The sequence below is a fragment of the Dactylococcopsis salina PCC 8305 genome, assembly GCF_000317615.1.
Classification (GTDB): Bacteria; Cyanobacteriota; Cyanobacteriia; order Cyanobacteriales; family Rubidibacteraceae; genus Halothece; species Halothece salina.
Window position 1 is genome coordinate 3,236,523 of record NC_019780.1, and the last position, 13,513, is coordinate 3,250,035.

Sequence of the window (13,513 nt, forward strand, 5' to 3'; positions counted from 1 at the left end):
ACGAGTAAACTCAAAATAAGTTATACCTTCTTTATAGTATTTTTTGAAAATTGTTGTAATTACTTCTTCATAAGCAGTTAGGTAAAATGAATTGCTTAATGTAGTATAATTTAGATAGGGTTAAAAAGACCAAGTAAAATAGATTGTGTTTAGCGCATTTTAGCAAATTGGGGTTGCCTCGATCGAAAATTATGAGATTTATTAGAGACTTAAATCCAGAAACACAGAGCCTTCTTACAAGAATTAGTTGTCAAAGTAAATCCCTTCAAGTAAGAAATCGAGCTAAATGTATTTTGTTGAGTTCCCAGAAATTTACAATTGACCAGTTAAAGGTAATCTTTAACGTCGATCGAAAAACCATATATAACTGGTTAACGCGATGGGAAGATCAAAATCTTAAGGGCTTATATAATCAAAAAGGTGTGGGGAGAAAACCCAAATTAAGTCAAGAGCAAAAAGAACAAGTCAAAACTTGGGTAAAGGAAAATCCAAAGTCTCTCAATCAAGTTCAAAATAAAATTCAAAAAGAATGGGGGATTGAGATTAGTAAAGATACGATAAAAAGAATTATAAAGAAGTTGAATATGCTCTGGAAAAGGATGAAGAGAGGAATCAGTAAAAGCCCATATGAATGGGAATTAGAGGTAAAACTACCTCGGTTGGAAGAATTAAAAAAGCAAGCTCAAAAAGGAGATATTGCAATCAAATACTTAGATGAAAGTGGATTTTCTCTCAAGCCTGATGTTCCCTATGCGTGGCAGGAGAAAGGAGAAAGAATAACTTTGAAAAGCTGTCAAAGTAAGAGAATAAGTGTCTTGGGGTTAATGGATTGTGATTATCATTTAGATTACGAAATATATCAAGGGACAATTAAAAGTGATACCGTTATTAAGTTTTTAGATAAAATTAGTGAAAACTTAACGAAAGTTACCGTAGTAGTTCTCGATCAAGCATCAATTCACACGAGCGATGAATTTGTAGAAAAACTGGAAGAATGGAGAGCAAAAAAATTGGAAATTTTCTGGTTACCCCCTTATTCTCCTAAATATAACTTAATCGAAATTCTCTGGAGATTTATCAAATATGAGTGGATTGAAGTTTCAGCTTACGACAGTTGGAAGAATCTTATTAAATACCTAGAAAAAGTGTTGGATAATTTTGGAGCTGAGTATGCAATTCATTTTGCATAGGTGCTTATATACCTTTTTTCTGATCTGCCATATTTATGTATTATTAAGTTTTCGAGTTCTTGGTGCAATAACATGGGGATCAACTCCATATAATTGAGCCGCCTTTGACATTTCTAATTTTAATAATTTTTCTTCTCCTAAATTATACCAGTGTTCTATTGCTAAACTTTCAATTCCTAAAACTTTTCTAATTTCTTGGGCGACAGCTTTCGCTAAGAAAGGGGGAACAGAATTACCAATTTGTCGAAACCCATGCCATTTTGTAACATGAAATCGAAACCAATCGGGATAAGAATGGAGTCTTGCAGCTTCTCTTACTGTAATACATCGAGGATGATAAGGATGAATGGGACGAGGAGAAGTATAAGCGCCTCGATTACTGGGTGTTCCTGCTCTTAATGTATTAGAAATCCCTTGAGGATGTAGTTTATAAAAACGGCTTACTGGTTCAGTTTTTCCAGGTGGCGTTGCTTTAAATCTGAAGATTGATTTTTCGGTGTGTTTAGTTCTTAAACTGGCGGTTAATAAACTAGAATTATAATAACGAGGGTAACTAAAATCATCGTCTGTTTTGCCGTTTTGTCGTAACTGACGACTATAAAAACTCGGTTGACCAAAGTCAGCTTTAACTGTATCTTGATGTAATAACTCAGGATAGTTTTCTATCTCTGGTAAATCAATGATTGCATCTTCTACGGTAGGGCTATTAGGTAAATAACAATTTAACAACATGACCTTGGCTTCAGGAGGCTTTGTCATTGGTTTAGGATAGTTAGGAAGAGTTTGATCTTGACGACATCCGAGAAGAAATAAACGCTTGCGATTTTGAGGAACACCAAAGTTAGACGCATTTAGAACTTGATAAGGAAGTTGGACTTGATAACCATTTTCCTGAAATTTTTTGATTAATTCTTCTAAAAGTTGCTGTGATTTTCCGATTCCCATCCCTGCGACATTTTCCATGACAAAATATTTGGGTTTTAGTTCTAACACTAATCTTAAAAAGTGAAAAACTAAAGAATTTCTTTCATCGTCTAAAACTCGTTTTCCAATCAGAGAAAATCCTTGACAGGGAGGGCCACCACAAACAACGTCGATGTCTTGATTTTGAATGGAAGAAGTAGCTCTAATTTCTTCTCCTGTCAGTTTGATAACATCTTGACATAAGACTGACCAAAAGGGAAAATTAAACTCATGGGCGGCGCAATGGATGGGGTCGATTTCGATCGAAGCTAGAACATCAAAACCAGCTTGTTCAAAGCCTAATGTCATTCCCCCTACTCCTGCAAACAAATCTACGGCAATGGGACGCTTCGATAATCGAGTTTCTGGCATCTTTTTAAGGCGTTTTTTCTTTTAATTATGTCATCATAAAATTATAGCATTTTATATTGATTATATTCGTTTTTCTCTCAATAATATTTACTCAAAAATAATGATGATGTTGGGTTACATTTCATTCCACCCAACCTACGGTGTTGGGTTGCATTTTATTTCACCCAACCTACGTTCTGTCTCACCCAAAATCTCAACTGCTTAACTGCTTGATTTCTCCCTTGAGTTTGACATTGGCTTAAAAACTGAGGAATGATTTGTTTTAAGGGAAAGTCTGGAATAACTAAACTGTTTTCTGACTCAACATAATTGCCAGATTGTAAGAGATTAATCTGTAATTCTCCTTTTTCAAAACGCCACAATTCAGGAACACCTAAAGCTAAATAAATGTCAGGATGAGTCCGATAAGTAACATCTATTTCTAACACTAAATCTGGCGGTGGATCGATATTTAAGTCAATTCGATCGAGCGTTCTAACCAAAGATTCATTTTGAATATAAAAGCAATTATCAGGTTCAATTCCTTTCAAGAGAGTTTCACTTTTAAAGGTGGTTGAACCAAGGGGACAAAATTCGATTTCTAACTCTTCCAAAAGGACTTTAATTAAATCACTAATCAATTCTTTATTGCGTTCGTGTTCGGGGAGAGGAGTCATCAATTCTAAAAGACCATTGTTATAAGCAATTTTTGTGGCGCGGCTTTCTCCTAATTCTGCCAAAACACTGTTAAATTCTTTCCAATTGACATCATGGAGGAAAAGATGTTCTCCTGGTGGGATGGTGAGACGGTTTAAGGTGATTAGCATTTTTTTTATTCACAATTTAGTAATACTTTGTCCCAAAAACCCCCTGCAATTAGGGGGCTTAATAATGGTGTAATTATTGCTACAATTACCAGGGTAAGATTTCCCCTTTAACCCCATGCCAAAATGTGCCAGAATTGTCTAAATTAAGCTCTTCAATGCGTTTTAATAGTCCTTGTACTGATTCGGTTGTTGTAATTCCAGAAAAGTCTGTCATCCTTGTTTGAACCATTCCAGGATGCAAAATTCCTACGGGAATTTGACGGGGTTTTAAGTCTTCGGCGAGGGATTTTCCCGCCATACTCAAAGCGGTTTTTGACATTCGATAACCGTAGAAACCGCCAGAGGTATTATCTTCAATTGAACCCATGCGACTGGTCATTAAAATGATTTTACCCCCTTTCGGGATTAGGGGGAGTAATGCTTTGGTCACTCGTAAAGGGGCAATGGCATTAACCTGAAATTGACGCTCTAAACTTTCAAAATCTAAGTGATCTAAGGAGTTGGCTTCGATGATACCAGCATTATTAATTAAAACATCGATCGAGCTTCCCGCCAAACGTTGTGCCAGTTCAGAAACTGACTCGTCGGAGGTAACATCAATTCCTGATTCAATTTTAACCCCTAAGTTTTTTAATTCTGCGCTGGGTTGGCGACAAACCGCGATGACGGTTTCCCCTTTGGCTTGTAATTGTTTACAGTATTCTAAGCCAATTCCCCGATTTGTTCCTGTAATTAGATAATTTGCCATATTTTTTTAACTGAATTTAAGCTAACCTACTAGCGTAACTGGGATGATTAAAGCAATAATTGACAAATAAAGAAAACTATCGTGGGAAAGAATATGTTGGAGGAATGGAGGTCATCTGCTTACACTGCTACAATCTGGCTAGAATAACCCTTCAACTGCTCGACTAAATCTGTAGTCGCTATTAAAAATCAAGGAGAGAGGAGTGAAATCGTGCAAACTGTTAAAGAATACGTCCAGCGCTGGTATCAGAGTGGACTTGCTCCCGATGAGTACATCTGTCACGGTAAACATGGTAATCTTGTCGAGATTGAACACGCTAAGGATGGTACAAGACAAACGGTTCTTACCTTCTGTACGAATGATGTCTTAGGATTAGTTCAAGATCAGGCGGTAAAAGAGGCAACTATTAACGCGATTCATCGTTATGGGGCTTCTAATAGCTCTTGTTCGGTATTGAGTGGACGCATTGATTTACATCGAGAGTTAGAGGAGGAGATTTCTGCGTTTAAGAAACTTCCTCATACTCAGTTGTTTCTCAATGCTTGGATGGCAACGCAAGCGTTAACGGATGCTTTCTGTCATCTGGCGATTCCAGTACCGGGTTTTGAGCATACGAAAGAAACCCTAATTATGACTGATGTTCTCAATCATGGCTGTATTATGTCGGCGGTGGTGAATGCGGGAACGCGATCGGGTAAAGTGTTTGGTCACAGTCCAAAGGTGCGTGTTAAGGCGTACCGCCATTGTGATACGGAAGATTTGGCTCGGAAGTTAAAACGCTATGCTCGTCCAGACGATCGGATTTTGGTGGTAACAGATACGGTATTCTCGATGGATGGGGATATTGCGCCGTTACCCGAAATGATTGAGGTGCTGTCTCATTATCAGGATAGTGTTTTATTTTTGGATGAAGCTCACGCCAGTGGTGCGATCGGGGCGACAGGACATGGCATTTTTGAGCATTACCAGATGACTCCCCAAGATGCGATCGATCGCGGTGTTAATCCTCTGGTAATGACGACGTTTTCTAAATTTGCGGCTTCCGCGGGAGCGGCAATTAGTTCTCATGTTCCCGAAATCATCCCCTTACTGAATGTTTCTCCCACTTCCATTGGGACAATTTCTTTACCTCCCCCGATGACAGCAGCTGCTTTGGAAAGCATCCGTCAAGTGAAACACAAGCCGCAACTGGTACAGAAATTACAATACAATACCCGTTATCTTCGATCGCGTCTTTTAGAGGAAGGCTTTGAGGCGATCGGCGAAACTAATGTGATTCCTGTCCTCTTGCCATCAGATATCAATCCCAAACACTTTGGGCGCACCTTGCTCGCCGACCATGACATCTGGGTTTCCCCGATTTGGTTTGTGGCGAAACCGAGACTCCGCATTACGGCAAATGCGCTGCACACAGAAGCAGAAATGGAGCAATTGGTTTCAGCAATGGTCAAAACTCGTGATTTGGCTTATCAACCAGTGATTAGTGCTTAAAATTGGCGAAAATGATTTCTCCTCACTTCCTCTACTATTTTTAACAATCTAGTTAACGAAGTTACTATGGTTACTTCCCAAACCACGATTACCATCAAACCTGTAACGACTCCCGTCGAGGAAGAACAATTTTTAAATCTACCTTGGCGGGTTTACAAAAATGACCCCCATTGGGTCTCTCCCTTAAAAAGTGATATTGCTCAACAACTATCCCCTGATAATTCTTTTTGTAGTTATGGCAGATTTCACAAACTGATTGCGATTAATGCCAAAGAAGAAGCAGTGGGGCGCATTGTCGCGGCGGTTAATGAACGATTAACCGATGAAATGGGAGAAAAGGTCGGTTTTTTTGGCTTTTTTGAATGTATCGAAGATCAAAATGTTGCTTTTGCTTTGTTGGAAGCGGCGGAAACTTGGTTACGGGAACAAGGAATGGCTCGAATGCGCGGACCGATCGATTTATCCACTCACAATAATTGTCTGTGGTTGGTGGATGGGTTTGATTCGTCGCCAAGAATTATGATGCCTTATAATCCCCCTTACTATGAGCGGTTTTTTCTCGCTTATGGGGGGAAAATCGCCAAAGAAGCCTACGCTTATCATCTCCCTCTCCAAGACGGGTTAAATGATAAGTTTGCGAAAGCCTATCGGGTGGCTTCTCGCTCAGGAATTAGGTTTCGCCCTCTCCAAACCAAAGGAGAGGCATTTAAAGCAGATGTGTCTCGTCTTTATGACCTGTTTAATCGTGCGTTTGCTCATAGTTGGAGTTCCACTAGGCGCACGGAAGAGGAGTTCATGGCACAAGCGCGATCGCTGCAAGATTTGGTTGATCCTGATATTTTCCCGATCGCGGAATATAATGGCGAAATGATCGGCTTTTTTATGGCGCTTCCTGACTATAATATCCCCCTAAAAAAAGTGAATGGAAAACTAAACTGGTGGGGGATTTTAAAGTTTCTCTGGTATCGTCGCCAAATCGATCGCGCGCGAGTGATTGTCATTTGTTGCTTACCCGAATACCGTCGAAAAATGGTTCCTTTAGCTTTGATTCATCTTGCCTTTCAACAAGGACAATCCTATCAGGAAGCGGAACTATCTTGGGTTTATGAGGATAATAACGCTTCCCGTCGCTTGATCGAGGAAACTGGAGCAAAAATTTATAAGACTTATCGAATGTACGAGAAACAACTATGAAGGCGTTAGTCACAGGAGCAAACGGTTTTACTGGCTCTCATTTAGTGCGAGAGTTGGAAGCAAGAGGAGATCAGGTAATTGGTTTGGTGCGCCCTACCAGCGATTTATCACGGCTGCGGGATTGTCAGTTAAGTTTAGTGAAAGGGGATATTTGCGATCGAGCAACTCTAGAAACAGCGATGTCAGGAGTGGATACGGTGTTCCATGTGGCGGCTTATGTGGAGTTAGGGTTAGTGGATGCTCGCGCCATGGCACGGGTGAACATTGAAGGCACACAAGCGGTGATGGAAACCGCACAAGCGCAAGGGGTGTCGAAAATTGTTTATTGCAGCACGATCGGAGTATTCGGAGATACGCAAGGGCGTGTGGTGGATGAAACCTTTAGCCGTGAACAAGCGGGCTTTTCTTCTGCTTATGATTGGACGAAATACGAAGCACAGCAAATCGTGGATCAAATGGCAACGCAAGGGCTACCAGTGGTGACTGTTTTACCGTCGGGGATTTTTGGCGGTGACGATCCACACTTTGGGAAAATTGTCAAGGCTTTTTTAGCGGGAAAACTAAAATTTTGGCCAGGGCGCGATCGGGCGACAGGAATTGTTCATGTGGATGATCTCGTCGTGGCGATGATTCAAGCCACAGAAATCGGTAAAAATGGGGAACATTACATTATTTCCGCAGGAGAACTGACGATCGGCGAAATGTTCGACTTTCTCAGCCAGAAAACAGGGGTAGCGACGCCTAAAGAAGCCCCCCCATGGTTAATTCGCTCGATCGGAAACTTTCTGACTCCTGTGGGGTCTATTTTAAGATGGCAACCTCCCCTCAGTCGAGAGCGAGTGCATTACATTTACGATCGCTGTGTGCGAGTGGATGCAACCAAAGCCAGAACTGATTTAAATTGGCAGCCTCGATCGGTGGAAAGTGTTTTAAATGAATTAATCGAACAACAGAAAAACAATGCAAGTCGGTAAATACTTGTCTTTAGAAGAATTTTGTACTTGTAGCCAAACCTATCAAAAATACAGTGCTAAAATCGATCCCTATCCCAAAAATCCCGAAACCATTAGCGCCATTAAAGCCTTAAATTCTGAGATTATCGATCCCATTATTGACCAGTTTGGAAAAACAAACTTTCGCTTGACTTATGGGTTTTGTTCCCCAGATTTAAAACGATTTCTGAATAAAAAAGACCCCGAAACAGGAATCAAAAATGGTCGGATTGATCCCACTCGTGATCAACATATGGGTCACGAAATTAATCGCAATGGGAACTATCATTGTAAACGTTTGGGTGCTGCTTGTGATTTTATTATCGTCAATGTTGATAGTGAAAAGGTGATAGATTGGATTGTTTCTCAGAAATTACCCTTTGATTCTCTCTACTATTATGGTCGAACCAGTGAGGGAAAACATCGACCAATTCATATTAGTTATGGTTCAGAAAATAAGCGATCGATTTGGACATTTACCGCAAAAGGAACACCCACGCGCAAAGGAACAGAAAAGTGGCAGATCAGTGATCAGTGACCAGTGATCAGTGACCAGTGACCAGTAACAAATAACCAATAACCAATAACCAATAACCAATAACCAATAACCAATAACCAATAACAAAATGCTTAAATACTTAATTTCTAGTGCTATCTTAATTAGTTGTAATTTAATTGTGAGTGAGGAAGCGCGATCGCAAATTCCCCTTGATAAAATTCCCCTATTAGAAGAACCAGCAACAGAACAAAACGAAACCTCTCCCTCACCGAATCAAACACCGAATCAAACGCAACCGATACCGATTCCGAGGAACACCCCACCACGTCAAAGCATTTCCGATCCCTATCTCCTCGGACCTGGGGATACGATTCAAATTGATGTGTTTGAAGAACCGCAATTTAGCGGCGAAAATGGTCGTCAGCAAATTTTAGTTGATGGTTCGATTACGCTTCCCTTAGTCGGGGCGATCGATGTCGCTGGACTCACCCTAGAACAAACCGCCAACCTAGTGACTCAAGAACTTTCGACACTGCTCAAAAATCCCATCGTCAGTGTTAAATTAGCAAATGCTCGTCCTTTACGGATTACTGTTGTCGGAGAAGTGAAGCGGCCAGGTTCTTACGCCGTTTCCCCAGAACAATCAGGAAGCGTCATCCAAGGTCAAGTCTTGGGTGCAAGAACTCTCGGACCCCCCGTTTTAACCGAAGCCATCCGCCTCGCGGGAGGAATTACGGAATCCGCACAAGTGCGAGATATTCGGATCATTCGTCAACAAAGAAATAATCGCACCAAAACCATTAACCTGAACTTATGGGAACTTCTCCAGTCTGGAGACAGCAGCCAAGATGTTACCCTCCGTAATGGAGACAGAATCGTTGTTCCCCTTGCGGAAAATCTCACTGCTAATGAATCGACTCAACTTTCAGAAGCCAGTTTTGCCCCAGAAAATATTACGGTGAATGTCGTCGGGGAAGTGGAAAGACCAGGAAGAGTGCAAGTCGCCCCCAATACTCCTCTGAATCAAGCCCTGTTAGCGGCTGGTGGCTTCAATAAACAACGGGCTGATGATGGAGAGGTGACGCTAGTTCGTCTTAATGATAATGGTACTGTTACCGAACGAGAAATTCCCATTGATTTTACTCAAGGAATTAATGAGGATAGTAATCCTGTGCTGAGAAATGATGATATTGTGGTTGTCGATCGTTCCACCCCCACTCGCATCAATGAGGAAGTGAATACTGTCACCAGTCCACTGCGTAGTATTTTAGGGATTTTCAATCTGTTGAATATCTTTTAGCAAAATAAGCGAGAATCCTACGACTACACCCGAAGGGTTAGTCGCTAGATGAATCGCTTTTTTATATTGACAATAATTTATAAATAAGCTAAACTATAAATAAGTTTGTTCCATAATTATCTCGGAAGCAGAAAGGCTCTAGTAACAGAAACAAAGCTCGTCATCAAGTAGCCAGAGTTCATAAAAAGGTTTCTAACAGCAGGGAAGATTTTCTACACAAACTAAGTCGTAGCTTAGTTGACGAAAACCAAGTCATTTGTGTAGAGAATCTAGCAGTTAAGAACATGATGAAGAACCATAATCTGGCTAAAGCCATTAGTCAAGTTGGTTGGGGACAGTTCTGTACTATGCTGAAGTACAAAGCTGAACAAGACGGTAAAACCTATGTTGAGGTTGACCGCTTTTTCCCTAGTTCAAAGACTTGCAACGTCTGCTTAAATCAAGTTGATAGTCTGCCACTAGATGTTCGCAGTTGGAAATGCTCAAACTGTGGAACAGAGCATGACAGAGATATCAACGCTGCTAAAAACATCAGAGACGAAGGATTACGAATTATTGCCTGTGGGACACGGGATGACAGCTTGGTTCGCCAAGGCTGAAAAAGCCTATCGCCGGATGTCAGACTTGGAAATAGTCTATTTGGAGATTATGGAAAAGCATTCTTTTGGGTAGGAAGCTCCTTCTACATTGCGTTAGCAATTAGAAGAGGGTAGTTCACGAATAGGATGTTGATCCCCCCATCTCCCCCATCTCCCCCATCTCCCCCATCTCCCTACCTCCCTTGATTTCATTCATAATGAGAAGGACTCTGGGATTTTGGGGGATTAAAAACTAACGTCCGCGTTGAGGAGTGGGATAACCTCGTTGTTCTATAGCGCTACAAAATCAGGTTAGGACATTCCAAAATGTTGAAACTCACCTATAACTTACTTTTGCCTTTTGCATGCAAGCCTCTTGCCTAGCGCGTAGCGCTATAACATTTCTCTCGCCGCCGGACTCGGTTGGTAATTTGTACCGAAGCCTCCCGCTTCTAAGGAGTCGTCAAGGACATTGGGAGTGAGTAACACAATCACTTCTCGACGAATATTATTGCGTTGGGTACTTCTAAACAAAGAACCTAAAATGGGCAAATCACCTAAAATTGGTACTTTCGTTACAGTGGTGCGGTCTTCATCTTGAATAATTCCCGCTAAAATCAAGGTTTGACCATCTCGTAAGCGAATTTCTCCTGAATTGAGTTCCCGTTTATTCAGTAGCGCGATCGTGTTAGAATTACCGCCAACATTCAACGCTTGCGTCCCACCAATGGAAGTAACGGTGGGATTAACATTTAAGGTAATGAATCCATTATCATCCACTCGTTGCACATCAACGTTTAACTGCAACCCAGCCTCTTCAATTTCTGCAGTAGTGGTAATTGTAGTAACCCCCTCACTACTTTCTGTTTCTCGTGTGATGTTCCCGACGACTTCTTGAGTTAAATTGACTCCTGCTGTCTGCCCCTCTTTAATTAAAAGCGTGGGATCAGTTAAAATTTTCGCGTTACCGCTAGTAACTTGCGCTTGTAATTGGGCAAGAAATCGATCGGGAAAGCTGACAAAATCAGCAAAAGGCTGACTGGGATTCGGATTCGGAATAATGGGGCGATTGAGAGAACCTGTCCTCACTTGTCCCGACGATGGAGGGGCTAAGTCTCCCACTCCTACCGTTGCTTGTCCCCCATCAAAGGAGAAAAAGGTATCGGCAATACCAAAGGAGAAACTGGTGTTAAAGTTTTCTTGATTGCTCAAGTTAACGTCAATAATTTTGACATTTACAGCAACCTGACGACGACGAGCATCCAGTTGTTTAAGTAAGTCAACAGCAGTGGCAATCTTACGCGATTCTCCGACCAAAGTAATCGCATTTAAACGGTCATCGGTGGAAACAGATAATCCTCGAAGTAATAACGCTCCTTTTGCTTCCCCTGGTTGATTTACTGTTAAAGGTCTTAATTCTGCTGGTTGTTCGGTTTCTCGAATTAAAGCCCCTGTTTCTTGGTTAAATTCCCGATCAACAGGGGTGACAACTTGTTGCACTTCTGCTCCTTGTGTAGCAAGAAAACCAGACGCAGCAGAAACGCCGACTTGATTTAAGCGGAGAGTACGAGTCATTACGTTTCGCACTGCTTGCGGAAGGTTAGCGCCGATAAAAATTGTGTTTCCTCTCCGATTCGCTTCTAACCCTGACAGTTGCAAAATCGAGTTAAACGCCTCTTGGATTGACTCGTTTTCTAAGTCAACAGAAATCGTTTGATCCGCAGGGTTTTCCCCTTCTTCACCGCTTTGATCCGCAAACACTAAATTAATATTCGCCGATCGCGCTAACAAAGACAAAACCTCTCTCACTGGTGCTTCTCGCAGTACCAAACGGGACACCCTTGTATCGGTCCCTAAATCCACCAAATCAGGAGCAGAATTAATCGTCGAGACTGCAATATCCCCCACAGGTGGCGCAACGGCTCGCGGTCGAGTTGGCTCTAACCCAGGGGACGATCGTTGTCCTGATGACTGATTATTTCTAGTCGGCTGACCATCAACCGTGATTTCAGGATTAGGAAACATCACCTCTGGCTGCGTTTCCCCTTGATTCTCCAAACTAGGGAGAGGAGAATTATTCCCAGACTCTTGGGAAAAGGTTTGCTCTCGTTGAGCTTGTTGTGTGGAACTCCCGCCGCTTCCCATGCTGACATTTAAGGTTACCTCACCATTGACAAAAGACGCAATTCGTGCATCGGGGGCTTCAGTTGTTCCTCTCACAATCACGCGGACACTGTTCGCGTCTCCTTGACTAATGCTGAGATATTCAACCCCTGGAAAAGGATTTTGGCGTTCAATTAAATTACTATTTTCTAAATCTAATTGTGTATTCGTTACATCAACAACTAAAACATTATCTCGCTTAATTCTAAAAATCTGTGGGCGTTTATTACTATTCGTTGCTAACCTAATATTAAACCCTTGTTCTGTCCTTTGTAGTCGGACATTTTCCACTTGTGTCGCAGCAACTTGCACGAATGACGGTGACAGTAAAAAACTTGTTACACTAAACCCAATTCCAATTTTTTGTAAATAATTCCTCATTAACTTTCACTCCTCATCACCTAAAAACATTTCCAATCTGATATTATTCTCAGACCGTTTCCGTTATTCTTCTTCTGGTTGTTCTATTGCTCTTAATTTTTCGGGACTTACGGGTAAAATCGCTTCTAATTGAAAAGAAGAACTAAGTTGTGGTCTGGTTCTGATGACAAAGCGGTTTTCTTTAATTAAAAATTCCCCTTGTTGATTTTCAGTGACTTGGGTGTTGAAATCATTAATTAATAATAAAGGTTGTAAACGTTCTAATTGATTAATCAGCGATCGCGTTTGTGCAAATGTCCCCACCATCTCTAAACTGTAGGTTTTCCGTCTGATTTTACCATTAACTGGTTCACCAAAAGAGCCATCATTCACCACTTCTGGATTTGCCATTTGCGGTTGAAAACTTTCTAATGTTAATTCTGTCGCATTTTCTCCTATTGTTTCTTCATTGATTTCTTGAACAATTTGTTGTAAATCAAATAACAAAGTATCTAAACTCTCTTCACTGGATAACAGATTTAAAATTTCGTCTTGTTGTGATCGAGTTTGCTGAATTTGTTGTTCCAACTCCTGAACGATTCCTTCTAAGGAGGGTTGTTGTTCAATTTGTGCTTCTAATTGGTCTCTTTGAGATACCAAATCATTATATTGTTGTCTGGCAGTTTGTACAAAGTTCATCCATAAATAGCCAGCAATTCCTAATCCGACGAGGGCGATCGCAATCCCACTCACTTGAGGCGTAAAGGTGATTCCGAATGCTTCTGGATAGCTACCGCCTTCGTCTTCTAGTTGTTCTTCTGGACTTAATTCATCGCTAAAAGTCATCTTTTTCTTTT

General features: G+C 41.2%; 11 protein-coding genes and 1 pseudogene. 7 read left to right on the top strand and 5 right to left on the bottom strand.

The genetic code is table 11. The features are described 5' to 3' along the window. Positions 1-191 precede the first annotated feature (191 nt). A complete protein-coding gene (locus tag DACSA_RS15485) occupies positions 192-1,190 on the top strand; it encodes an IS630 family transposase (RefSeq protein WP_015227921.1) in 999 nt (332 codons plus the stop codon). A gap of 33 nt (positions 1,191-1,223) precedes the next feature. Here the strand turns inward: DACSA_RS15485 and DACSA_RS15490 are convergent, their stop codons facing one another. The 3 genes from DACSA_RS15490 to DACSA_RS15500 form a co-directional block, all read right to left on the bottom strand. Then, complete coding sequence (locus DACSA_RS15490) at positions 1,224-2,525, bottom strand: DNA cytosine methyltransferase (protein ID WP_015230652.1); 1,302 nt, start codon at positions 2,523-2,525, stop codon at positions 1,224-1,226. 155 nt (positions 2,526-2,680) lie between these two features. Continuing rightward, positions 2,681-3,331 (bottom strand): Uma2 family endonuclease, encoded by a 651-nt coding sequence (locus tag DACSA_RS15495; protein ID WP_015230653.1) that lies wholly within the window; start codon positions 3,329-3,331, stop codon positions 2,681-2,683. Positions 3,332-3,416: 85 nt separating this feature from the next. Then, positions 3,417-4,079 (bottom strand): SDR family oxidoreductase, encoded by a 663-nt coding sequence (locus DACSA_RS15500; protein WP_015230654.1) that lies wholly within the window; start codon positions 4,077-4,079, stop codon positions 3,417-3,419. Positions 4,080-4,289: 210 nt separating this feature from the next. Between DACSA_RS15500 and DACSA_RS15505 the strand changes: the two genes are divergently transcribed. The 6 genes and pseudogenes from DACSA_RS15505 to DACSA_RS19370 form a co-directional block, all read left to right on the top strand. Continuing rightward, the gene (locus DACSA_RS15505) at positions 4,290-5,570 is read left to right on the top strand and encodes an aminotransferase class I/II-fold pyridoxal phosphate-dependent enzyme (protein WP_015230655.1); all 1,281 of its coding nucleotides are present in this window, start codon (positions 4,290-4,292) and stop codon (positions 5,568-5,570) included. A 66-nt stretch (positions 5,571-5,636) separates the two neighbouring features. After that, positions 5,637-6,764, top strand: a complete 1,128-nt coding sequence (locus tag DACSA_RS15510) for a GNAT family N-acetyltransferase (RefSeq protein ID WP_015230656.1) — start codon at positions 5,637-5,639, stop codon at positions 6,762-6,764. Further along, positions 6,761-7,738: an NAD-dependent epimerase/dehydratase family protein gene (locus tag DACSA_RS15515; protein ID WP_015230657.1), complete on the top strand. Its 978-nt coding sequence runs from the start codon at positions 6,761-6,763 to the stop codon at positions 7,736-7,738. The genes DACSA_RS15510 and DACSA_RS15515 overlap by 4 nt, the downstream gene beginning before the upstream one ends. After that, positions 7,725-8,294 (top strand): hypothetical protein, encoded by a 570-nt coding sequence (locus DACSA_RS15520; RefSeq protein WP_015230658.1) that lies wholly within the window; start codon positions 7,725-7,727, stop codon positions 8,292-8,294. The genes DACSA_RS15515 and DACSA_RS15520 overlap by 14 nt, the downstream gene beginning before the upstream one ends. Positions 8,295-8,382: 88 nt before the next feature. Then, positions 8,383-9,555 (top strand): polysaccharide biosynthesis/export family protein, encoded by a 1,173-nt coding sequence (locus tag DACSA_RS15525; RefSeq protein ID WP_015230659.1) that lies wholly within the window; start codon positions 8,383-8,385, stop codon positions 9,553-9,555. 116 nt (positions 9,556-9,671) lie between these two features. Then, positions 9,672-10,154: pseudogene (locus DACSA_RS19370) on the top strand (RNA-guided endonuclease TnpB family protein); the annotation flags it as partial. 372 nt (positions 10,155-10,526) lie between these two features. On the opposite strand, the gene DACSA_RS15535 reads toward DACSA_RS19370, so the two are convergent. Together DACSA_RS15535 and DACSA_RS15540 are read right to left on the bottom strand one after the other, a co-directional pair. Then, positions 10,527-12,677, bottom strand: coding sequence for a type IV pilus secretin family protein (locus tag DACSA_RS15535; RefSeq protein WP_015230660.1), 2,151 nt, complete (start codon positions 12,675-12,677; stop codon positions 10,527-10,529). A 63-nt stretch (positions 12,678-12,740) separates the two neighbouring features. Next, a complete protein-coding gene (locus tag DACSA_RS15540; protein WP_015230661.1) occupies positions 12,741-13,502 on the bottom strand; it encodes a hypothetical protein in 762 nt (253 codons plus the stop codon). Positions 13,503-13,513 lie beyond the last annotated feature (11 nt).